The 22,383-nt window shown below is 45.2% G+C and carries 20 protein-coding genes and 1 tRNA gene; 17 read left to right on the top strand and 4 right to left on the bottom strand.

Going from position 1 to position 22,383, the window contains the following annotated elements; all coding sequences use genetic code 11:
* Positions 1-19: 19 nt before the first annotated feature.
* The 6 genes from rpsF to dnaB all read left to right on the top strand — a co-directional run bounded on the left by rpsF (position 20) and on the right by dnaB (position 5,340).
* Positions 20-319, top strand: coding sequence for a 30S ribosomal protein S6 (rpsF, locus tag H7198_RS05635; RefSeq protein WP_091502955.1), 300 nt, complete (start codon positions 20-22; stop codon positions 317-319).
* 30 nt (positions 320-349) lie between these two features.
* Complete coding sequence (gene ssb / locus H7198_RS05630; protein ID WP_274458791.1) at positions 350-886, top strand: single-stranded DNA-binding protein; 537 nt, start codon at positions 350-352, stop codon at positions 884-886.
* 27 nt (positions 887-913) lie between these two features.
* On the top strand, positions 914-1,177 hold the full coding sequence (gene rpsR, locus H7198_RS05625) for a 30S ribosomal protein S18 (RefSeq protein WP_091502959.1): 264 nt from the start codon (positions 914-916) through the stop codon (positions 1,175-1,177).
* Between the two features lie 142 nt (positions 1,178-1,319).
* Positions 1,320-3,344, top strand: a complete 2,025-nt coding sequence (locus tag H7198_RS05620; RefSeq protein ID WP_274458790.1) for a DHH family phosphoesterase — start codon at positions 1,320-1,322, stop codon at positions 3,342-3,344.
* 50 nt (positions 3,345-3,394) lie between these two features.
* Complete coding sequence (rplI, locus tag H7198_RS05615) at positions 3,395-3,847, top strand: 50S ribosomal protein L9 (protein WP_274458789.1); 453 nt, start codon at positions 3,395-3,397, stop codon at positions 3,845-3,847.
* A 2-nt stretch (positions 3,848-3,849) separates the two neighbouring features.
* Positions 3,850-5,340, top strand: a complete 1,491-nt coding sequence (gene dnaB, locus H7198_RS05610) for a replicative DNA helicase (RefSeq protein WP_274458802.1) — start codon at positions 3,850-3,852, stop codon at positions 5,338-5,340.
* Between the two features lie 46 nt (positions 5,341-5,386).
* On the opposite strand, the gene H7198_RS05605 is transcribed toward dnaB, so the two are convergent.
* A complete protein-coding gene (locus H7198_RS05605) occupies positions 5,387-5,887 on the bottom strand; it encodes an aminoacyl-tRNA deacylase (protein WP_274458788.1) in 501 nt (166 codons plus the stop codon).
* A gap of 84 nt (positions 5,888-5,971) precedes the next feature.
* Here H7198_RS05605 and H7198_RS05600 point away from each other — a divergent pair, with 84 nt between their 5' ends.
* The 8 genes from H7198_RS05600 to H7198_RS05565 all read left to right on the top strand — a co-directional run bounded on the left by H7198_RS05600 (position 5,972) and on the right by H7198_RS05565 (position 16,219).
* Positions 5,972-6,700 carry a GntR family transcriptional regulator gene (locus H7198_RS05600; RefSeq protein ID WP_274458787.1) on the top strand — a complete coding sequence of 243 codons (729 nt, stop codon included), beginning with the start codon at positions 5,972-5,974 and terminating at the stop codon, positions 6,698-6,700.
* A gap of 223 nt (positions 6,701-6,923) precedes the next feature.
* Positions 6,924-9,377, top strand: coding sequence for a phosphoketolase family protein (locus tag H7198_RS05595; protein WP_274458786.1), 2,454 nt, complete (start codon positions 6,924-6,926; stop codon positions 9,375-9,377).
* 145 nt (positions 9,378-9,522) lie between these two features.
* Positions 9,523-10,344: a Cof-type HAD-IIB family hydrolase gene (locus tag H7198_RS05590; protein ID WP_274458785.1), complete on the top strand. Its 822-nt coding sequence runs from the start codon at positions 9,523-9,525 to the stop codon at positions 10,342-10,344.
* Between the two features lie 116 nt (positions 10,345-10,460).
* Positions 10,461-11,441, top strand: a complete 981-nt coding sequence (locus H7198_RS05585; protein ID WP_091502975.1) for a ribose-phosphate diphosphokinase — start codon at positions 10,461-10,463, stop codon at positions 11,439-11,441.
* A 193-nt stretch (positions 11,442-11,634) separates the two neighbouring features.
* Positions 11,635-12,345, top strand: a complete 711-nt coding sequence (yycF, locus tag H7198_RS05580; RefSeq protein ID WP_274458784.1) for a response regulator YycF — start codon at positions 11,635-11,637, stop codon at positions 12,343-12,345.
* A gap of 39 nt (positions 12,346-12,384) precedes the next feature.
* Positions 12,385-14,229: an ATP-binding protein gene (locus H7198_RS05575; RefSeq protein ID WP_274458783.1), complete on the top strand. Its 1,845-nt coding sequence runs from the start codon at positions 12,385-12,387 to the stop codon at positions 14,227-14,229.
* A 63-nt stretch (positions 14,230-14,292) separates the two neighbouring features.
* Positions 14,293-15,429 carry a S1C family serine protease gene (locus H7198_RS05570; protein WP_274458801.1) on the top strand — a complete coding sequence of 379 codons (1,137 nt, stop codon included), beginning with the start codon at positions 14,293-14,295 and terminating at the stop codon, positions 15,427-15,429.
* Between the two features lie 148 nt (positions 15,430-15,577).
* On the top strand, positions 15,578-16,219 hold the full coding sequence (locus H7198_RS05565) for a deoxynucleoside kinase (protein WP_274458782.1): 642 nt from the start codon (positions 15,578-15,580) through the stop codon (positions 16,217-16,219).
* Between the two features lie 55 nt (positions 16,220-16,274).
* Here H7198_RS05565 and H7198_RS05560 read toward each other — a convergent pair whose 3' ends face one another.
* A complete protein-coding gene (locus tag H7198_RS05560; protein WP_274458781.1) occupies positions 16,275-17,231 on the bottom strand; it encodes a nucleoside hydrolase in 957 nt (318 codons plus the stop codon).
* A gap of 104 nt (positions 17,232-17,335) precedes the next feature.
* Between H7198_RS05560 and H7198_RS05555 the strand changes: the two genes are divergently transcribed.
* Both H7198_RS05555 and H7198_RS05550 read left to right on the top strand, forming a co-directional pair.
* Entirely contained in the window at positions 17,336-18,331 is a 996-nt protein-coding gene (locus H7198_RS05555) for an NAD(P)/FAD-dependent oxidoreductase (protein WP_274458780.1), read from the top strand.
* 192 nt (positions 18,332-18,523) lie between these two features.
* Positions 18,524-19,969 (top strand): peptidoglycan amidohydrolase family protein, encoded by a 1,446-nt coding sequence (locus H7198_RS05550; RefSeq protein WP_274458779.1) that lies wholly within the window; start codon positions 18,524-18,526, stop codon positions 19,967-19,969.
* A 100-nt stretch (positions 19,970-20,069) separates the two neighbouring features.
* Here H7198_RS05550 and H7198_RS05545 read toward each other — a convergent pair.
* A tRNA-Lys gene (locus H7198_RS05545) sits at positions 20,070-20,142 on the bottom strand.
* 83 nt (positions 20,143-20,225) lie between these two features.
* Positions 20,226-20,561: a VOC family protein gene (locus H7198_RS05540; protein ID WP_274458778.1), complete on the bottom strand. Its 336-nt coding sequence runs from the start codon at positions 20,559-20,561 to the stop codon at positions 20,226-20,228.
* A gap of 95 nt (positions 20,562-20,656) precedes the next feature.
* On the opposite strand from H7198_RS05540, the gene H7198_RS05535 reads away from it, so the two are divergent.
* A complete protein-coding gene (locus tag H7198_RS05535) occupies positions 20,657-22,216 on the top strand; it encodes an ABC-F family ATP-binding cassette domain-containing protein (protein WP_274458777.1) in 1,560 nt (519 codons plus the stop codon).
* Positions 22,217-22,383: the final 167 nt, after the last annotated feature.

The raw sequence follows: 22,383 nt of genomic DNA, 5'->3' as shown, positions 1-22,383 counted from the left end.
CCAAAAGGAGGAAAAATCGATGACTACAGCATACGAATTAACATACATTATTCGCCCTGATATGGAAGCTGATGCCAAGAAGGCTCTTGTAGAGCGTTTTGACGGTATCTTGACTGACAACGGTGCGAACGTTACTAAGTCAGCTGACTGGGCCGCTAACCGCCGTTTCGCTTACGAAATCGCTGGTTACCGCGAAGGTACTTACCACGTTATCGAATTCACTGCTTCATCAAACGAAGCAGCTAACGAATTCGATCGTTTGGCTAAGATCTCAGCAGACATCTTGCGTACTATGATCGTTAAAGTAGACGAAAAGTAAAACGAAATTCCACCGGGAGGGACCTAAAATATGATCAATCGAGTTGTTTTAATTGGACGGTTAACCCGTGACGTGGAATTGCGCTATACCCAGTCTGGGGTGGCGGTTGGTTCTTTCACGCTTGCCGTGAACCGGAACTTTACCAACGCCAATGGCGACCGCGAAGCTGACTTCATTAACGCCGTGATCTGGCGGAAGGCAGCCGAAAACTTTGCAAACTTTACTGGTAAGGGAGCATTGGTGGCCGTCGAAGGTCGTTTGCAAACTCGTAACTACGAAAACAACGCCGGCCAACGTGTTTACGTGACCGAAGTATCAGTTGATAACTTCTCATTGTTGGAGTCAAAGGCTGATTCAGAACGTCGCCGTGCACAAAACGGTTCATCTGACCAAGGTCAGAACGGTGGTTTTGGTGGTAACAACAGCTTTGGAAGCAACGCTTCTTCTGCTGACCCATTTGCAAGCAACAGTCAAAATAATAATCAAGCTGGCAGTCAAAATGCTAACCCATTTGCAGCCAACTCTAATTCGGAAATCGACATCTCAGATGACGATTTGCCATTCTAAAAATTCTTTTAGGAAAGGAGCTTTCTCATGTCAGAACAAAACGCACGTCCACAACGTCGTCGCCCACAAGGTGGACCACGTCGTCGCCGTAAGGTAGACTTCATTGCAGCCAACCATATCGAATATGTTGACTACAAGAACACTGAATTGTTGGAACGTTTCATCTCAGAACGCGGTAAGATCTTGCCACGTCGTGTGACTGGAACTTCAGCAAAGAACCAACGTAAGGTTACAGCCGCAATCAAGCGCGCTCGTATCATGGCGTTGTTGCCATTCGTCACTGAAGACTAATGGTTATCAAAAGCAAGACTTCGGTCTTGCTTTTTTTGTGCTTAAATATATTTTCAACTTTTGAATTGAAAAAGAGCTAAATATTAAGAATTCACTAAATATGGTAAAATGGACCTAAGTATAAAGGACTGTTGAGGGAAAAATGAAAACCTTTTTAAACATTGGGGCGCTTGCCCGCTATCAACAAAATAAGACTTTTGTCATGTCGGTCGGAATGGCTGCTTTGATTACCATTCTATCGATGGTTTTAGCAATTTTAGTGAACTGGATTTTTGCACTTGTCTGGTTGCTAATCTTGGTCCTGATGGCCGGGGTTCTCGTACGCCAGTTGATTTTAGCTAGTCAGGATTCCGAATCCTACATGGAGGAGTTAACCCACCGTGTCAAAGTCGGTCAGCAGGAAGCCGTTTTGGAAATGCCAATTGGTGTTATCCTGCTGGACGAAGACCGCGTTGTTTGGGTAAACCCATACTTGCAGGAGTTACTTGGTAACCAAGACCTGATTGGCTCTGTCCTTGATGACTCTGAACCCGACATTGCAATGGCAATGAAGGAAGATGGTCATACTAGTATTCAGTGGCTAGACCATTCCTTTGAATTGATTTACCAAAAGGGTGTTGGGGCCTTGTATCTATTGGATATTACCGATAATGTGGCTTTGGAAATGAATTTGGCTGACCACCGTCTTGTAACGGGGATCATTTCTGTTGATAACTACGAAGAAGTGACCGAAGGAATGCCAGATTCTGAAACGTCTAAGCTGCGTACAGAAGTTACCGGGCAGTTAACGGACTGGGCTAGAAAGTATGAACTTTACGTTCGTCGCTTGAGTCCAGTGTCATACTTGTTAATGGGTTACCAACAGGATTTGCAAAAGGCAGAAGATGATAAGTTCACGGTTGTAAAGTCCATTCGTGAAGCAACCGCTCAGCAGAACTCACCTTTGACCCTTTCGATGGGAATTGCCTATGGTGAAAAAGAGATTAACTCCCTTGTTCAACTCGCACAAACCAACTTGGATCTTGCCCTCGGACGTGGTGGTGACCAGGTTGTTGTGAAGGCAGAAGACGCTCCCGCCCGTTTCTACGGTGGAACAACGAACCCAATGGAAAAGCGGACCCGTGTTCGTGCCCGTGTGATTTCACAAACGATTGCGGAATTGATGGACCAGGCTGACCAAATTTTCGTGGTTGGTCACAAGAATCCAGATATGGATGCGGTTGGTTCCGCCATGGGACTTTGGCGCTTTAGTCAAACCCGTGACAGGAAGGCCTTCGTGGTCATTGATGAAGAACATATCTTCTCAGACATTCAGGCCTTGCTTCGGGCGGTTCGTAACACGGACCCTGAAGACCCAACACCTGGTGTTAACTTAGGAGCTTCTATTATTTCTGAAAAGGATGCCCTTAGTCGTGCCACCGACCAATCCTTGTTGATCTTAGTCGATCACGCCAAGGAAGTTTTGACTGGTGCGCCTGAATTGTTGCACAAGTTGTCAACCCGCTTGGTGGTTGTTGATCACCACCGAATGGGTGAAGATGCCTTGTCTGATAAGCCTTTGTTGGCATACATTGAGCCATACGCCTCATCAACCTCTGAACTGGTCACTGAGCTATTGCAGTACCAGAACCAAAAGGGTGCGCCAATCACTCGTATCGAGGCAACCGCTATGCTTGGTGGTATTCAGGTTGATACGAAGAACTTCGTTCTTCGTACCGGATCACGTACCTTTGATGCCGCTTCTTACCTGCGTGCTAACGGTGCCGACAACGAGTTGATTCAATCCTTCTTGAAGGAAAAGTTCGGCGACTTCAAGGCTCGTTCAGAATTGATTGCCCAGGCTGAAGTGCAGGATGGCGCAGCCATTTCTGTTGGTGATAACGATACGGTTTATGGTGGTGTTATTACTGCCCAGGCAGCCGATGAATTACTCCAAATCGAAGGGGTGAAGGCATCCTTTGTTTTGACAAAGCGCCAGGATGGTAAGGTCGGTATTTCGGCCCGTTCCAACGGCGACTTTAACGTTCAAACCGTGATGGAAGATCTCGGCGGTGGTGGTCACTTGTCAAATGCGGCAACGCAGATGGCGGATATCACGACCAATGATGCTTATGAAAAATTAGTTCAGGCAATTCACGGCCAAGAGGCTGAAGAAAAGTCAATTTAAGTTATAATAGAAACAAGCAAACGGGACCTCGTCCCCAAAAGGAGGCAGAAATGAAAGTTGTATTTTTGGAAGATGTAAAGGGTCGCGGTAAGAAGGGTGAAGTCAAGGATGTTCCTGATGGCTACGCCAACAACTTCTTGATCAAGAACAAGAAGGCTGAGGCAGCAACTGGTAAGAACTTGGGTGCTGTGAAGGGCCGCCAAAAGGCCGAAGAAAAGCAAGCTGCCGCTGAATTGGCTGCTGCCAAGGAATTGAAGGCTAAGTTGGAAGACGAAAAGACAGTCGTTACGATTCCTGGTAAGGCCGGAACTGACGGCCGTCTCTTTGGTGCCGTTTCATCAAAGCAAATCGTTGCGGCTTTGGAAAAACAATACCAAGTGAAGTTGGACAAGCGTAAGCTTTTGTTGGAACAACCAATCCACTCAATGGGCTTTGCCACTGTTCCGGTTAAGCTCCACAAGCAAGTTCAAGCTGACCTTCGCGTACACGTACAAGAGGGGTAATGATGGCCGACGTTTCATTAATGGCCAATGAATACCGGCAGGCGCCCCAAGACATCGAAGCTGAAAAAGCCGTCTTTGGGGCGATTTTCTTTGATGTGAAATCAGACGCTGCCATGGTGACGGCCCAAGCAATTTTGGAGCCGAAAGACTTTTATCGGACGGCTCACCAAGAAATATTCAAAGCCATGCAGTCCTTGGTTGATGATGATCGGCCAATCGACGTTTTGACTTTACAAGACAAGTTAAACGCTAACCAGCAGTTGGAAAACGTTGGTGGGATTGCCTATTTGGCTGAACTAGCTGAATCAACGGCTTCTGCTGCGAACTTGAAGCACTACGCGAATATCGTTCACGAGAAAGCCGTGCTTCGTCGCTTGATTGAAACGCTGACGAAGAATATGTCCTTGGCCTATGATGGCGGAACGGATTCGACTAAGTTACTAGAAGAAGTTTCCCACGAGGTTGACCAGTTAGCACAGGACCGTGGAAACGACGAACTGCGCCGGATTCAAGACGTCATCGTTGAATTCCAGGAAAACTTGGACGCGGCTGTGGATAACGACTCCGATATCGTCGGCTTAGCCACAGGCTATCCTGAGTTAGACAAGTTGACCCACGGCTTCCGTGAAGACCAGATGATTGTTATCGGTGCCCGTCCTGCCGTTGGTAAGACGGCCTTCGTATTGAACATTGCCAAGAACGTCGCTAAGACTGAGGCAGTTCCCGTTGTCATCTTTTCTTTGGAAATGGGTGCCGTTGATTTGGTTACCCGTCTGGTGGCTTCAGAAGGTTCCATCGATTCCAACCACATTACCACTGGTCAGATGGAAAAAGACGATTGGGCCTCACTGACGATGGCCATTCAATCGCTTTCCAACATGAAGATTTACATGGACGATACGCCGGGTATCCGAATGACGCAGATTGCTTCAAAGCTCCGTCAGCTGGAAAAGGACCTCTTGGCTAATATGTCTGAGGAAGAGCGTGATGAAAATCCACATCCTCTCGGCATGGTCATGATCGATTACCTTGGTTTGATTGAATCATCGAACACGGAAAGTCGTCAGCAGGCGGTTTCTGAAATTTCTCGTTCCATTAAGAAACTGTCCAAGGAATTACGGACGCCGATTATTGCCTTGGCCCAGCTTTCCCGTGGGGTTGAGCAGCGTACGGATAAGCGGCCGGTGCTTTCCGATTTGCGTGAATCTGGATCAATCGAACAGGATGCCGACATCGTTGCCTTCCTTTATCGTGATGATTACTATCGCGATGAAGGGGATGAAGACGGTGGCGGTGCTCCTGAAGAAGAACAGGATTCCGTTCCAATCGAAGTTATTTTGGAAAAGAACCGTGCCGGCGCGCGTGGTACGGCCACGCTCATGTTCAACAAACCAACCTTTAAGTTTGCTGATCGAGCACCGGAGTACCGTGCGGGTGGTCCTGAAAACGGGCCAATCCCACCGGCTCCTTCGAATATGAATAATTCATGGTAAAGAAAAAGCCCTTTGAACGGTAAGTTCAAAGGACTTTTTATATCATTTATGATTCCGTTAGGTCTTCAAAAGAGGCATTGAGCATCTTGGATAGTTCTTGTGGGTTTAACTTATCCGATCGACCTAGTTCGCCGGCTGATACGAGAATGAAGTCGGCGTCCTTAGCGTGCTGGTCAATATAGATTGGGAAGTGCTTGTTCTGCCAAATTCCAACGGGGTTGTTGGCGCCATGCACATAGCCAGTTGTTTTTTCCAATTCTTTGACCGGAAGCATGTGGGCTTTTTTATTGCCAGAAACGGCCGCGAACTTTTTCATATCAAGTCGTTCTGTTAAAGGAACAACCGCTACAATGGGTCCGGTTTTGTCACCCTTAGCTGCCAATGTCTTGTAGATATCAGATTCTTGAATACCAAGCGCTGAAAACTTTTCAGCTTTTTCTTCTGGAGTTAGATCGAGCGCGTTTAAGTGTAGGGGCTCGTAAGTGACTCCGTGTTTTTCAAGAACTAATTCAGGTAGTGTTTTTTTGTCTTTTTTCTTTTTTGCCATAATTTTATTTTAGCATAGGGGTCAAGCTGCGACGGCGGACCAACCAGAAAAGTGGGCCGACCCAATTTATGATAGAATACCGGTATGACAGAAGCTAAATACGTAACGGTGCAAGCCGATATTAAATCAAAAATTTATCAGGGTGGCTACCCAGATTTGAAGTTGCCGGACGAACGTTCGATGGCAGAAAACTATGGCGTTTCCCGTTCTTCAATTAAGCGCGCTTTGAACGTGCTGGTTCAGCAGGGGATTATATTCAAGAAACGTGGATCTGGAACCTTTGTGAATCCACTCTATTTAAAAAACCAAGCAATTTTCCAACATGAAGGTTCGAACTTGGGTGTTTCCGACTCCTTTCGAATTGACGGACAGGCGCCGGCAATCGAGCTACTCGACTTTCGTGTGATTCAAGCCACTCCCGAACAGCAGTCAGCCTTGTTCTTAAACGACGGGGACTTTGTCTACGAAATTAAGCGTTTACGTAAATTAAATGGTGTCCCCTTCATGATTGAGTACGGTTACGTGCCAATCGCCCTTTTACCTGGGTTGAAGAAGGGGGATGTCACTCAGTCAATTTATGGTTATGTTGAAAAGGAGAAGCATAAGAAAGTCACGCGGTCATTCATGACGATTATGGCGGCACCTTCCAATGAAGAGGAACAGACTTTGCTAAAGTTAAAGCCAACGGAACCAGTTGGAATCATGGAAGGAATCTTCTTCATGGACGATGGTACGCCGCTGGAATATTCCAACATGCGTCTGCATTATGAATACCTCCGCTATAACGCCTTTGTATCGTTGGGTTCGGAATAAACAAAAAGAACAGTAATTTTCTTCATATAGAAAAATTACTGTTCTTTTTACAATTGGAACGTACCAATTATAAAAACAGGTGCAACCAAAATTAAGAAAGTTTTTGTTGAAAGCGCTTTTATCTTGAAACCCATTTAATGTGCAGATATAATAATACTTGTAAATATTTAACCGAAGGATTGCATAAGCAGCCTTCGTGGAAAGAAAAAGGAGTACTATTTACATGGTTGATTACAACTCAAAAGAGTACTTGGAACTCGTTGACAAGTGGTGGCGTGCTACCAATTATTTGTCAGCTGGGATGATTTTTTTGAAGTCAAACCCATTGTTCTCAGTAACTAAGACGCCAATTCAAGCTGAAGACGTGAAGGTTAAGCCTATCGGGCACTGGGGAACTATCTCTGGTCAAACTTTCTTGTACGCTCACGCAAACCGTCTGATCAACAAGTATAACTTGAACATGTTCTACATCGGTGGACCAGGACACGGTGGCCAGGTAATGGTTACTAACGCCTACCTTGATGGTGAATATACTGAAGATTACCCAGAAGTTACACAAGACTTGAAGGGTATGTCAACGTTGTTCAAGCGCTTCTCATTCCCAGGTGGAATTGGTTCTCACATGACGGCCCAAACACCAGGTTCTTTGCATGAAGGTGGAGAATTGGGATACTCATTGTCTCACGCCTTCGGTGCTGTTTTGGATAACCCAGACCAAATTGCTTTCGCAGTTGTTGGTGATGGTGAAGCCGAAACTGGTCCATCAATGACATCATGGCACTCAATCAAGTTCTTGAACGCCAAGAACGACGGTGCTGTTTTGCCAATCTTGGATTTGAACGGATTTAAGATTTCTAACCCAACTATCTTCTCACGTATGTCAGATGAAGAAATCACAAACTTCTTCAAGGGTCTTGGATACTCAGCTCGTTTCATCGAAAACGATGACATCCATGACTACATGACTTACCACGAAAAGGCAGCGTCAATCTTTGACCAAGCCATCGAAGATATCCAAGCTATCCAAAAGGATGCTCGTGAAAACGGTAAGTACGAAGACGGAACTATCCCTGCATGGCCTGTAATTATTGCTCGCCTTCCTAAGGGATGGGGTGGTCCACGTAAGGACCAAAAGGGAATGCCAATCGAAGATTCATTCCGTGCCCACCAAGTTCCATTGCCTCTTGGTCAAAACAACCTTGAGACTTTGCCACAATTCGAAGAATGGATGAACTCATACAAGCCTGAAGAATTGTTCAACGCTGATGGTTCATTGAAGGATGAATTGAAGGCTATCGCTCCTAAGGGCGACAAGCGTATGTCAGCTAACCCAATCACTAACGGTGGTCGTAAGCGCGGTGAAGATCTTAAGGATCTTGACTTGCCAGACTGGCACGAATACACGAACGACATTACTGCCGACAACCGTGGAACTTTGTTGCCAGATGGAAACCACAACATGGACATGTTCACTTTGTCAACTTACCTTGAAAAGGTAATGCAAATGAACCCTAAGTCATTCCGTTTCTTCGGACCTGACGAAACAATGTCAAACCGTTTGTGGTCACTCTTCGACACGACTAACCGTCAGTGGATGGAAGAAGTGAAGGAACCAAACGACCAATTCGAAGCCCCAGAAGGCCGTATCTTGGATGCTCAATTGTCAGAACACCAAGCTGAAGGTTGGTTGGAAGGTTACACATTGACTGGTCGTGTTGGAATCTTCGCATCATACGAATCATTCCTCCGCGTTGTCGACTCAATGATCACACAACACTTCAAGTGGTTGCGTCACGCTTCAGAACAAGCATGGCGTAATGACTACCCATCATTGAACTTGATTTCAACTTCAACTGCTTTCCAGCAGGACCACAACGGTTACACTCACCAGGATCCTGGTATGTTGACTCACTTGGCCGAAAAGAAGTCAAACTTCATCCGCCAGTACTTGCCAGCTGATGGTAACGCTACTTTGGCTGTGATGGACCGTGCGTTCTCAGAACACTCAAAGGTTAACCACATGGTTATCTCAAAGCAACCACGTCAGCAATGGTTCTCAGCTGCTGAAGCTGAAGTTCTTGCTAACGAAGGTTTGGCTGTTATCGATTGGGCTTCTACTGCACCTTCTGCAAAGGTTGACATTACCTTCGCATCTGCAGGTACTGAACCTACTATCGAAACGTTGGCTGCCCTTTGGTTGGTTAACCAAGAATTCCCTGACGTAAAGTTCCGTTACGTTAACGTTGTTGAATTGCTTCGTTTGCAAAAGAAGTCAGAATCAGCCGGTAACGACGAACGTGAATTGTCAGCTGACGAATTCAACAAGTTCTTCCAAGCTGATACACCTGTTATCTTCGGATTCCACGGTTACGAAAACTTGGTTGAATCATTCTTCTTCGAGCGTAAGTTCCGTGGCGACGTTTACGTACACGGTTACCGTGAAGATGGTGATATCACTACTACTTACGACATGCGTGTTTACTCACACCTTGACCGCTTCCACCAAGCTAAGGAAGCCGTTGAAGTCCTTTCAGGACGTGGCGTAATTGACCAAGCTGCTGCCGATACATTCATTTCAAAGATGGATGACATCTTGGCAAAGCACATGAAGGTTACTCGTGAAGAAGGTCGAGACATCGAAGAATTCACGAAGTGGCAATGGTCAGCTTTGAAGTAAGCTAATCACATTTCATAAAAAGGGAACGGAGCATTTGCTTCGTTCTTTTTTTTGTACATATTCGAAAGAATGCGACAGTGTTTTTCTTCTCAGAAAAGGGCTGAAATCTGCTATAATAGGGCCTATTAAAGAAAGGGACTCCGTCATGCAAAACATTAAACTCATCTCGATTGATATCGACGGCACACTCTTAAACGATAGTCGTGAAATCACACCAGCTGTTAAAGCAGCTGTAACAGAAGCAAGTGAAAAGGGTATCTACGTTGTCATTACAACTGGTCGTCCTGCAACTGGTGTTAAACAAGTTCTGCAGGACTTAGGACTTGTTTCAGACCGTCAATATGTCATTACTCATAATGGTGGAATGGCACAAACTACTGACCATTCAAAGAAGGTTTACCACGAGTCATTACCTTGGGATTTGTTTGAAGAGGCTGAGACTTTTGCGCAAGAGCAAGGGGCCTACTTACAGATTGAATCTGATGAGTACGCCTATACGTTGGACCGTGAACAGAATGTTTTTGTCGCACAGGAAAACTATGTGGTTCAGTTACCATTAAAGGTAGTTGACTCGATTGCTGACATGAAGAAGGTACCTTTTGTTAAGGCTATGCTCATTGGCGACAAGGACTTCATGGATCAAGTGCAAGCGCGTGTTCCAAAGGACCTCGATGAAGCGGCGAACGTTGTACGTTCAACCCCAAATAACTTGGAATTCATGAACCGCGATGCTTCCAAGGGAGCGGCCATGATGGCCTTAGCTGAACGATTAGGTATTCAACCTGAAGAAACGATGGCGATTGGCGACCAAGAAAACGATGTCACGATGATTCGTCAGGCTGGCATTGGTGTTGCCATGGGGAATGCCGTTCCAATGATTAAAGAAGCAGCTGATGTTGAAACAACTGATAATAACCATGATGGCGTTGCAAATGCGATTTTGAAATATGCGCTTCGCCAGGGCTAATTAATTAAAAAGATTAAAGGAGATGCACTAAAAATCGTCTCCTTTTTTTATCCAGTTTTAATGGATTTATTGGTATAATAAAAGGGAAATATCGCAAATGATGCCTGGAGTAATCTATGTCACAGTCTAATATTAAGCTCTTTTCACTTTCATCAAACCATCCGCTAGCTGAAAAAATCGCTGCGGAGGTTGGTGTGCCACTTTCTGATATCTCAGTAAAGCGTTTTGCCGATGGTGAAGTACAGATTAACATTGAAGAATCTGTTCGTGGTGCGAACGTTTTCGTTATCCAATCAACTTCACAACCGGTTAACGACAACTTGATGGAATTACTCATCATGATTGATGCGTTGAAGCGCGCTTCAGCAGAGCAAATTAACGTTGTCTTGCCATACTATGGCTATGCTCGACAGGACCGTAAGGCTCGTTCTCGTGAACCAATTACGGCCAAGCTTGTTGCTAACATGATTGAACGTGCTGGTGCAACTCGTGTTATGGCACTTGATTTGCACGCTGCCCAAATCCAAGGATTCTTCGACTTGCCAATGGACCACTTGCAAGGTGCGCCATTGCTTGCCGATTACTTGATTGAGACGGGTATCGCAGATAAGGAAAACGCCGTTGTTGTTTCACCGGATCACGGTGGTATGACCCGTGCCCGTAACTTGAACAACATGTTGGGCTTGGATGCACCGGTTGCCGTAATCGATAAGCGTCGTCCAAAGCCAAACGTTGCCGAAGTTGGTTCCATCGTTGGTGATGTTGCTGGTAAGACTGCTATCATGATTGATGACATGATTGATACGGCCGGCACTATCACTCAAGGTGCTCAACTTGTCATGGAACATGGTGCTAAGGAAGTTTATGTTGTTGCTTCACACGCCGTCTTCTCAGGACCAGCCTTGGAGCGTTTGCAAAATTCGGTCTTCACAAAAGTTATTGTGACGGATTCAATTAACCTTCCTGATTCCAAGAAGTTTGATAAGTTGGAAATTGTTTCTGTTGGTGAATTGATTGGCGAAGCTATTCGCCGTGTATCAATGAACGAAGCAATTTCACCATTGTTTAAGCACCGTTTCCGTCGTCGTAACCAGTAATCTGGGCTGCGAAAACAGAATAGGTCTTAAGTGACTTTTCAATAAATATTTAGCGTAATCAAACACTAGTTAAGACCTTTAAAAATGTCAAACTAGTGTTTTTTATGTCTAGATTTTATCAATATGCTCAATATACGACATAAATATGTTAGAATGAGAGCAATATAACTACTTTTTAAATGGAGAAGGGTCTATGTACAAAATCTTAGTCGTCGATGACGAAAAACCAATTTCAGATATCATTAAATTTAACTTGGTCAAAGAGGGTTATGAAGTTGTGACAGCCAGTGATGGCCAAGAAGCCTTGGATTTGTACCACACTGAGAACCCTGACTTGGTTTTGTTGGATCAAATGCTTCCAGAAATCGAAGGAATCGAAGTTCTCCGTCAAATCCGCGCTAAGGACAAGACACCGGTTATCATGGTAACTGCCAAGGACTCAGAAATCGATAAGGTTATCGGACTTGAAATGGGTGCGGATGATTATATCACAAAGCCATTCTCAAACCGTGAATTGGTGGCCCGTGTGAAGGCCAACCTACGTAACCGTCATACACCAGGTCAAACAAACGACTCAACAATCAACCAAGATGACATCCAGCTAGGAAACTTAGTTATTCATACTAAGACTTACATGGTCACGAAGGATGGTGTGGATGTTGAATTGACGCACCGTGAATTTGAATTGCTCGCCTACATGGCACAACACATTGGTCAAGTAATGAACCGTGAAAACTTGCTTCGTCAAGTTTGGGGTTACGATTACTTCGGTGATGTCCGTGCCGTCGATGTAACGGTTCGCCGTTTGCGTGAGAAGATTGAAGATGTGCCATCTCACCCCGTTTGGTTGGGAACACGTCGTGGTGTTGGATACTTCCTATCATCAGGTAAGCAAGGACAATAAATACAATTGAGGAGGGCAAGGCCTAGCCGGTTTGCGAATATGAAATTTTTTGCTAAGTCATTACAATCGATTCGCTTTAGACTGTCGCTGGTCTTTGTTCTTTTTTTTGTGATTCTTTTTGAATCCGTTGGTGTTTTCTTTGTCCAGCAAATTGAGTCTAACGATTTAATTTCTTCCCGTGACCGGTTGACCATGCCATCTTACATGCAAAACGAGGTAGTCGCCGGGCTCACTTCGCCTTCTGAAAAATGGGCGCAGGATGAATTAACGTCAGCGGTTAAGACTTTTGACGATAAGATGGTTGATAACGTCGTCGTCTACAACAAGGATGGTCAAGTTGTTACCGACCAAAATAGCCTTGTTAACGGCGATAAAAAGACGAAGCGCTTGGATACTAATACCAAGTTAGCGCTGAGTCAAAGTCCAGCCTACCGTAAGGCGCGGACAAATGATGGACCTAAGGGGCAAGAGGTCATTGTCACCACTCCACTGAAAAAAGATGGACAGGTTGTGGGGGCGGTGGTTACTTATGGTAACCTTCGTGAAGTCTATGCCAATGCCCGCCGTGTGATGTGGCTCTTTGTCATTTCAGGAGCGATGACAGTTCTGGCGGCCGTCTACCTCGCCTTTATCCTTTCGCGAACTGTCACGAAACCAATTGAGCAGATATCCAAGCAGACGGCGCGTATCACTGCTGGTGATTATGCCATGGTGAATAAGATTGCCGGTTCCAGCGAAATTGCCTCCTTGGCCCGCTCGGTCAACGTCATGTCACAGAAGATTGCTTCTTCGACTGAGATGATTTCAAATGAGAAGAACCGTCTCTATTCTGTTCTGCACCACATGACCGATGGGGTCTTACTAACGGATGCGCGTGGTCGTTTGACGATTATTAACCAGGCGGCCTCGAACTATCTTAAGGTGAATGAATACGATGCCTTAGGACAGCCTGTCTTTGATATTTTGGATATGCCAGAATATCAGAATATTCGCGATTTAATTAAGACGAAAAAACCCTTTACCATGGACCTGGGCGACCGGGTCATCGAAGTGCGTATCTCAATGATTAAGGATCCTTCGGGGATGATTAATGCCTTAATCTTGATTCTGCACGATGTGACCATTCAAATTAAGACCGAAGATGAACGAAAAGCTTTCGTTTCAAACGTTTCCCACGAACTTCGAACACCATTAACAACGGTTACTTCCTATATTGAAGCCTTGATTGATGGTGCTAAGGATAATCCTGAAACGTTGGACCACTTCCTCTCTGTTATCCAGAAGGAAACGGACCGTATGTCTCGAATGGTCGCTGATTTGCTAGAACTTTCTAGAATTGACCAGGGTACGATGACGGTAAAAACGGAATTGGTTAATTTAAATGCCTTGCTGAATTTTGTTATTAATCGTTTCGATATGATTATCAAGACGAATAATACCAATAAGACTAGTCGACCACTAAACATCGTTCGTCATATTCCGACGGAAGAGTTTTGGGTTGATGTTGACCACGATAAAATTATTCAGGTTTTGGATAATTTGTTGAACAATGCCATTAAGTATTCACCCGATGGTGGAACGATTACCGTTCGTCTTGAAAAAGTCGGCGAGCGTGTTCAAGTGGCCATCTCCGACCAAGGTTTGGCAATTCCTAAGAAGGATCAACAACAGGTCTTTAACCGTTTCTTCCGTGTTGATAAGTCCCGTTCACGCGCAATGGGTGGAACCGGACTTGGATTGGCAATTTCCAAGGAGGTAATTGAGACATTTGGTGGTAAAATTTGGGTAGAATCAAGAGAAGGAATCGGCTCAACCTTTAAGCTAGAATTAGCCTATGTTGATGACGATTTGCTATCTTCTGAAAAACAGTGGGATGATGATTAAGCTCATTCTTAATCTATAGTTAATCGACACTGGATAAACTTGAATCAGCAAAATTTGGAGTAGATTATGGAAAGTAAGCTCACAAAGTTAATATTGGCTGGTGCTTTTGCCGGTCTTATTGGCGGGTCTGCCGTTTTAGCCGGTCAAGAGATTTATCAAAATTACCAAGTGACCCACTCGAAGGTGTTAACGGAAGCAAATACTACGAAGAGCATGGATTCTTCTGACAACGCTTCGACGGCTTATACCAAAGTCGCAAACGCCGTGGTGTCAGTGGTGAACTTTAAGCAGTCTGGCTCCTCTTATACAGAGTCTTCTGAAGGGTCCGGGGTCGTTTACAAGAAGACCGATGGATCGGCCTTTATTGTCACGAACAACCACGTGATTGATGGGGCTGCCAAAATTCAGATTATTACCAACAACAGTAAGACCATTGTGGCCGACCTAGTTGGGAAAGATTCCTTAACTGATTTGGCCGTTTTGAAGGTTGCTGATTCAGATGACTTGTCCGCGGCTTCCTTTGGAGATTCTGAAAAGATTGCCGTTGGTCAAAAGGTTTTGGCCATCGGGTCGCCACTTGGTTCAGAATACGCTTCTTCCGTAACGGAGGGGATTATTTCGGCCAAGAAACGTTTAGTTAATACCGATGATTCTTCAAGTACGAACTACGGTGGTTCAACCGTTATTCAAACGGATGCGGCTATCAACCCTGGTAACTCTGGGGGACCATTGATTAACTTAGCCGGTCAGATTATTGGAATTAATTCAATGAAGTTGTCATCTTCATCATCAGGAACGGCTGTAGAAGGAATTGGCTTTGCCATTCCTTCTGACCAGGTGGTGAACATCGTTAATAAGTTGGTTAAGTACGGTAAGGTTACTCGACCAGCAATTGGTATCTCAATGATTAACCTTTCTCAGGTGCCAGCAGACGAACAGAAGTCCAAGTTGAAGTTGCCAACTGATATCTCTGGTGGTGTCGTGGTATACAAGGTAAACGACAGTTCACCTGCTTCAAAGGCTGGCTTGAAGAAGTATGATTTGATAACGGCTATTGATGGTAAGGCTGTCTCCACACAAGCTGATTTGCGTGAGCAACTCTATACGCATAAGGTGGGCGATAAGATTAAGCTAACCTACTACCGTGGAACAGCTAAGAAGACTGTAACGGTTAAGTTGAATCAGACTTTGAAATCGTAAAGTAACGGTAACAATTCTTTGAAATAGCTCAGGCAAAGGCCTGAGCTATTTTTGTTTGCCGTTGATAGGATATTTGTAAAAGTCAAGACTACTGGTGTTTGAATAACTTTGCTATACTAAAAAAAGAGAATGTTTAGGAGAACAAATCATGATTGTATTGGCCGGAACGATTGGGGCGGGGAAGACCTCGTTAACCGAAATTTTATCTGAACACTTAGGGGCGAAAGCTTACTATGAAAGTGTTGATAACAACCCAATTTTGCCATTGTTTTACAAGAATCCTAAGAAATATGCTTTCTTACTTCAGGTTTACTTCCTAAACACACGATTAGACCAAATTATGGAAGCGCAGAAGGAAAAGAACAGTATTATTGACCGTTCCATCTTTGAAGATTCTCTACTTTTTCAGTTGAATGCTGACTTGGGACGTGCCACTCAGACCGAAGTGGATATCTACAAGGATTTGTTGAATAATGTTCTTGAAGAGGTTGATGAAGAACATCAATTGAAGACGCCAGATTTGCTGATTCACGTTCGCGTTTCTTTGGATACGATGCTGGCCCGAATTGCAAAACGCGGTCGACCATATGAACAAGTTGATCAAGATCCAGATCTCTACCAGTACTATAAGGATTTAAACCACCGCTATGAAGAGTGGTTTGACAACTATGACCGTTCACCAAAGCTGTTGATTAATGGGGATGAATTAAACTTCGTCGAAGACCCAGAAGCTAAGAAGACGGTGCTACAAATGATTGACGATAAGTTAGCCGAAGTACAGGCAAAGTAAAAAAGACTCACCGAAAGGTGAGCCTTTTTTATTATCTTTTTGAATGGATTTTTAATTACTTCAAGACCTTCAACATCATGTTTTGGAAGTCTGAAACAAAACGGTCCTGGTCAACCAAGACGGCTGCCTTTGAAGTCGTTGGGTCAAGTAACTTCTTGGCATCACCAATGGTACGACCATAGTCGCCAGTGAAGCGGTCGGTTGTGACCTTCATGTTCAAGTCAAGGGTTTCAATGTAGTCCGGTTGCACGGCAACTGCCACAGCCAAAGGATCGTGCAAAGCGGCACCGCGCTCATCGATTTTAAGGGTCTTATAGGCATCAATGTAAAAGTCCATGATGTCAGCGTAAAGCTTTCCCTTTTCGGTTCCAGTGGCACGCCATGCGGCCGTTTCCTTCTTTGTAAGCAAGGTACGCAAGGTAACGTCCAATCCAACCATGGTTAAGTTCTTCTGTGCTTGGAAGACCTGGTTAGCCGCCTCTGGGTCCTGACTGATGTTTGCTTCAGTTAATGAAGTCACGTTACCAGGAACGGTTAAGGCACCACCCATGAGCGTTGTTTGACCGATGAGCTGTGCAATGCTTGGGTCCTTTTGAAGGGCCAATGCCATGTTGGTCAAAGGACCAGTTGGCAAGTAAATGAGATCATCCTTGTACTGGTGGGCGGCTTCAATTAAGAAGTCGATACCAGACTGTTCTGAAACGGAACGGCTAGACTTTGGAACGTCAACATCGCCAACTCCGTTATCCCCGTGAATCAATTTAGAAACGGGCATCACTGAGAAGTCATCAGTCGTGATGGAATGACTAGCTCCGTAAAAGACGGGAACATCAGAAGCACCCAAGAGGTCCAAGAGATCCAGTGAGTTTTGAGCCGTCACTGAAGTTAAGTTGTTTCCATAGGAAGCGATAATCCCAATTAAGTCAATGTCTTCGTGACCAATTGCGTAGGCAAGTGCCAAAGCATCATCGATACCAGTGTCCAGGTCTAAAATCATTTTGTATTGTGGCATTGAAAGTCTCCTTTGTTTCGGTACAATAAGTATAGCAAAAATTATTCGAGAAAAGGGCGAAAAAGTCCAGGATATTATGAAATATCCGAATAAAAGGTATAAAAATGTCTGAAATGTACGATATTATTGTCGTTGGTGCTGGTCCAGTTGGACTTTTTGCCGGCTATTATGCTTCACTGCGTGATGCGAAGGTACTGTTAGTTGAAGCGCAGGATACGGTGGGCGGTCAAGTGACCACTCTTTATCCAGATAAGAAGATTTGGGATGTCGCTGGTTTAGCCGGTGAAACCGGCCGTCACTTGATTGACGGACTGCTGAACCAGACGAAACGTTTCGATTTACCTATCCATACTGGCTGGCGTCTGACAAACTTAGTGAAGGACGGTCAGACTTTTGAATTGGAAATTAATCAGGGTGAAGAAAAGTTGCAGGCTAAATCCGTCATCTTAGCAACCGGTAAGGGGGCCTTTGAACCCCGCCGCTTACAAGTTGAAAACGAAGCAGAGCTTTTGTCTGAGGGCTTGAGTTATTCGGCGCCTGATTTAGCTAGTTTTGCAGGACAGCGGGTTGCTGTCCTAGGCGGAGGTGACTCTGCGGTGGACTTGGCAGCTGAGTTAGCTGACATTGCGAAGAGTACCCACTTGATTCACCGCCGGGATAGTTTCCGTGCTTTGGAACAATCGGTTAAAGCCTTAGATGATTCAAGTGTTATTAAAAAGACACCCTTCAAGGTTGATGCCGTGAAGAAGAGTGGGGATGAATTGCTGCTGACATTGGCTAACCCTAAGGACGATGGCCAGAAGGAAGAGTTAGCGGTTGATCGGTTGGTTGTCCAATATGGTTTTAAGACTGCTGGTCAGGCAGAACGTGATTGGGCGATTGATTTGGACTGGAACCGTGCCGGATTACTTGTCGAGGACTTGGTTAAGACAAAGCAGGAAGGACTCTTTGCGGTTGGCGATTTAACGACCTACGAAGATCACATTGATTTGATTGCAACGGGATTCGGTCAGGCACCGGCTGCTGTTAACGCGGCTATTGCTTACTATGCACCGGAACTGGCGGGTCCAGGTCATTCGTCATCTTTGAATATTAAATAATTAGAAAAGAAGTAGCCGTTAGCTGCTTTTTTTATGGTTTTAGAAAGGTCATTAATGAAAGAATAGGCCAAGCGTTTTCAATTTTATAAAGTTCGTTAAGCAAAGTTTAAACCTTTAGCTGACCAATCGCCATGGACTCTGATTCTGCTACTCTATAGTAGAGAAGCGCTAAATGAAATGGAGGTTCATACTATGGAGAATCAAACAATGAAGCAACTCAGCAAGCGCTTAATGGTCACTGCCGGAGCAAGTACTTTGGCAGCCACCGGTGCCGTGCTGGGTGCGACAGTGGTTGGAAATGCTCAGACAGCGTCAGCTAATGATGTAACCGAGCAAACTAGCCAAACGGATGCGCAAAATCAATGGAAGGCTAACTCGGTTGACCATGTCAAGCAGGCTGTTGAGAAGCAATCAGCTAAGGATTTGAAGAATTATCAAGTTCAATGGGGTGACACTTTGTCAGCCATTGCTGAAGCCTTCGGAACAACTGCTGATGCTGCTGCTCAGCAACTTGGTCTGTCAGACCACGGTCTTTTGGTTGCTGGTCAAACGATGGGCAAGCAAGCTGAAATCATTCAGGGATTGAAGACTGCTGGATACTTGGCCGATGGTCAACAAAGGCAGCAGGCCGACCTTGGTAAGGGTGACCAAAACTTGATTATGGTTCAACAGGGTACACCAACCTTGGATACGAACAACAATCAACAGGCTACCGAGAATGCTACGGTAAACAACCAAGCGAACTCACAGTCTGGCTCTCAAGCCGCTTACGAACAAGCCTCGCAAGCTGCTGCCGAAAGCCAAGCCATTTCACAGTCAAACTCAATGGCGGCCGCTTCTACAGCTGCTAACCAGTACTCACAATCTGCTGCAAGCCAAGCAAGTAACGACGCTTCGCAAGCCAGCGCAGTGGCAGATGTAGAGAGTCAGGCAGCGCCAGCTACGCCTGCCGCTTCAGAAGCAACGCCAGAAGCGACTCCTGCTACAGATTCGTCTGCATCAAGCAACGGGTCAAACGATTCTGCTACAACTGACAATGATGATGATGTTTTACCACGTATGGCAGATGATGATTCATCTGACAATAATGGTTCGGTTACACCAACTGCTTACACGCCAGCTGCTAACGATAACGGTGGTAGTCAGGTAACGCCGGCTTCAACACCAGCATCTGCCAGCCGTGTTAACACGGAAGCCTTGATTAACTGGTTCTACAACCACATGGGTAAGTTGACCTATGACATGGACGGTTCACGTAACGGCTCTGATGGAACTGCCGACTGTTCTGGTTCAATGACCGAGGCATTGTACGAAGCGGGAGCTTCTAAACCAGCCTACCTATACAGCACGGAGACTTTGCACTCTTATTTGACCCAAAACGGGTACCACTTGGTCGCTGTTGACCAGCCATGGGATGCACAACGTGGTGATGTGGTTATCTGGGGACAACAGGGTGCTTCATTAGGATCAGCAGGTCACGCCCAAGTGATGGTTGATCAAAACAATGCAATCTCTGTTAACTACGCCCACGGTGAACAGCAGGGTGCTGCGGTTTCAGTATGGAACTATGCCAATGCCTATGCTTACAACCAAGAGGCAAATGGTGGTCACCTAACTTATTATGTTTACCGTCAGTAATTGACTTTAAAAGTCGAAGCGAGAGCTTCGGCTTTTTTGTTGTCGATTTAAGAGCACAAAAAAAGACCAACACCGAAGTGTTGGTCTTTTTATTAGTTGATGGTCAGTCAGGGGCTCGAACCCTGGACCCACGGATTAAGAGTCCGTTGCTCTACCAACTGAGCTAACTAACCAGTTTCAAACAACAGATATTAGTATAGCATGGCAGTCAGGGGCTGACAAGACTTTTTCGATAAAAAAGTCGGTTTTTTAGAATTTATTTGTTGCGATTACCTTCGATGGTCACTTCGTTGCCTTCGGAGTCTTTTACAGTCAAGGCCACCTTATCGCCAAAGCGTTCTTCACGCTTGATGATGGCGATGAAGTTATTCTTTAGATGCTGCTCTAACTCTGCTTCGTGGTCGCGCACTAACAGCTCGAAGTTATTTTCAGTGTTTCCTTGAACAAAGGATAACTCTTCGTGGTCAACCGCTAGACGTCGTTCGCTTTGTGCGCCAACTTGGGGAAGGTCGAAAACATCGCGCCAGAAACGATAGGCCCGGTTAGGGTCTTTTGCGGGGATGGTTTTGATATTTAGTTTTCGTGCTTTCATTTGAAAGTCTCCTTCACTTTATCTTCTTAAATAGTATAGGCCAAGCGCTATCGCTTTGCTATGGTAATGGCTGAAAATCTGCTATAATTAGGCTTATGGCATTATTAGAAGTAAGTGGGCTATCAATGGCCTACGCAGAAAAAACATTATACGAAGACGCTGATCTGGAACTCCAGGCAGGGGAACACATGGGAATTGTCGGCCAAAACGGGGCCGGTAAGTCTACTTTAATCCGGATTTTAACCGGGCAGGTGTTGCCACTGGAAGGAAAAATCGAGTGGGCCAAGAACTTAAAGATTGGCTACTTGGACCAGTATGCGGAGATACCAGCGGGGATGACCTTGGTAGACTTTTTGCATACAGCCTACCAAGACCTCTACGATAAGCAGGACCGGGCAACCGCTTTGTACGAAAAGTACGCGGCGACAGCTGACGATAAGCTGTTGGAAAAGGCCGGACGTTTGCAAGAGGAACTCGATGCCGCTGGATTCTATGACGTCGATACAGAAATTGAACGAGTGATTTCTGGTTTGGGTCTGGAAGCCATCGGTCGTGACCGCGAATTGGAACACATGTCCGGTGGACAGCGTGCCAAGGTTATCTTGGCTAAGCTGCTTTTGGAAAACGATGACGTGATTATTCTCGATGAGCCCACCAACTATTTAGATGTGGCTCACATTGAATGGTTGGAAGGTTTCTTGCAGAGCTACGAGGGCGCTGCCATGATTATCTCCCACGACTTTGACTTCTTGGATAAAGTCACGAACGCCATCGCCGATGTTTCCTTCGGTAAGATTACCAAGTACCGTGGTTCCTTCCAAAAAGCCATGCGCCAGAAGGAAGAACGTGCTGATCAGCAAATTCGTGAATACGAAAAGCAGCAGGAAGAAATTGCGAAGGCTGAAAAGTTTATCGCCAAGAACAAGGCTCGTGCCTCAACATCTAAGCAGGCCCGTTCCCGTGAAAAGATGCTGGCCCGCATGGATAAGGTTGAACCACCTCAAGAAAACTTGAAGGCGAAATTCAACTTCCCATACTTGAACTCACAGTCAGCGGCACCTTTGACGGTTACAAAGCTCTCAGTCGGATACGACAAGCCAATTTTGGAACCTGTGACTTTTTCAATGCGCACGGAAGAAAAGGTCGTCTTTGCCGGATTTAACGGGGCTGGTAAGTCAACCTTGATTAAATCAATTTTGGGGGACATTCCAAATCTTGGCGGAACGGTTGAATTCTCGCCATCTGCTGTGGTCAACTACTTTGATCAGGATTTGGACTGGGATAACGACCAGCAGACGCCGCTACAGGCCATGCAGGACCTCTTCCCTACAACAATGCCAAAAGAGCTGCGCCAACGTCTTGCAGCGGCCGGTATTAACGCTGAGAACGCATCCAAGCCACTTTTCCAGCTTTCTGGAGGAGAACAGACCAAGGTTAAACTGGCCATTATGGAAATGAAGCCATCGAACTTCTTGATTCTTGATGAGCCCACTAACCACTTGGATGAAGAAACAAAGAATGCTTTGTACAAGGCCATTAAGGCTTTCCCTGGAAACGCCATCATCGTTTCCCACGAAGTATCATTTACTAAGGACCTTGCTGACAAGACGCTGAACGTCGCAGCCCTTTCTTATAAAGAAAACCCAGATGCATAAAAACACCTGCTTTTGTAGGTGTTTTTTTCTTTTTCTTTTTTAGTAGTGTTTGATAAAAATAGGAAAAATTACTCATAGTTGAAATGATAATCTGCTCATTTAAATAAAAATTAAGAACTTTTTTTGACTGGTATAGGCCAGTGAAACCCCTTGCTGCAACAGTGTTG

Source organism: Fructobacillus sp. CRL 2054 (assembly GCF_028764065.1).
Lineage (GTDB): Bacteria > Bacillota > Bacilli > Lactobacillales > Lactobacillaceae > Fructobacillus.
Note: the sequence above shows the minus strand (reverse complement) of the source record. Positions and strands in the feature narration are given on the sequence as shown.

Coding starts and splice junctions, on each gene's coding strand:
- rpsF (WP_091502955.1), top strand. CDS start 20: ATGACTACAGCATACGAATTAACATACATTATTCGCCCTGATATGGAA.
- ssb (WP_274458791.1), top strand. CDS start 350: ATGATCAATCGAGTTGTTTTAATTGGACGGTTAACCCGTGACGTGGAA.
- rpsR (WP_091502959.1), top strand. CDS start 914: ATGTCAGAACAAAACGCACGTCCACAACGTCGTCGCCCACAAGGTGGA.
- H7198_RS05620 (WP_274458790.1), top strand. CDS start 1,320: ATGAAAACCTTTTTAAACATTGGGGCGCTTGCCCGCTATCAACAAAAT.
- rplI (WP_274458789.1), top strand. CDS start 3,395: ATGAAAGTTGTATTTTTGGAAGATGTAAAGGGTCGCGGTAAGAAGGGT.
- dnaB (WP_274458802.1), top strand. CDS start 3,850: ATGGCCGACGTTTCATTAATGGCCAATGAATACCGGCAGGCGCCCCAA.
- H7198_RS05605 (WP_274458788.1), bottom strand. CDS start 5,887: ATGGCAAAAAAGAAAAAAGACAAAAAAACACTACCTGAATTAGTTCTT.
- H7198_RS05600 (WP_274458787.1), top strand. CDS start 5,972: ATGACAGAAGCTAAATACGTAACGGTGCAAGCCGATATTAAATCAAAA.
- H7198_RS05595 (WP_274458786.1), top strand. CDS start 6,924: ATGGTTGATTACAACTCAAAAGAGTACTTGGAACTCGTTGACAAGTGG.
- H7198_RS05590 (WP_274458785.1), top strand. CDS start 9,523: ATGCAAAACATTAAACTCATCTCGATTGATATCGACGGCACACTCTTA.
- H7198_RS05585 (WP_091502975.1), top strand. CDS start 10,461: ATGTCACAGTCTAATATTAAGCTCTTTTCACTTTCATCAAACCATCCG.
- yycF (WP_274458784.1), top strand. CDS start 11,635: ATGTACAAAATCTTAGTCGTCGATGACGAAAAACCAATTTCAGATATC.
- H7198_RS05575 (WP_274458783.1), top strand. CDS start 12,385: ATGAAATTTTTTGCTAAGTCATTACAATCGATTCGCTTTAGACTGTCG.
- H7198_RS05565 (WP_274458782.1), top strand. CDS start 15,578: ATGATTGTATTGGCCGGAACGATTGGGGCGGGGAAGACCTCGTTAACC.
- H7198_RS05560 (WP_274458781.1), bottom strand. CDS start 17,231: ATGCCACAATACAAAATGATTTTAGACCTGGACACTGGTATCGATGAT.
- H7198_RS05555 (WP_274458780.1), top strand. CDS start 17,336: ATGTCTGAAATGTACGATATTATTGTCGTTGGTGCTGGTCCAGTTGGA.
- H7198_RS05550 (WP_274458779.1), top strand. CDS start 18,524: ATGGAGAATCAAACAATGAAGCAACTCAGCAAGCGCTTAATGGTCACT.
- H7198_RS05540 (WP_274458778.1), bottom strand. CDS start 20,561: ATGAAAGCACGAAAACTAAATATCAAAACCATCCCCGCAAAAGACCCT.
- H7198_RS05535 (WP_274458777.1), top strand. CDS start 20,657: ATGGCATTATTAGAAGTAAGTGGGCTATCAATGGCCTACGCAGAAAAA.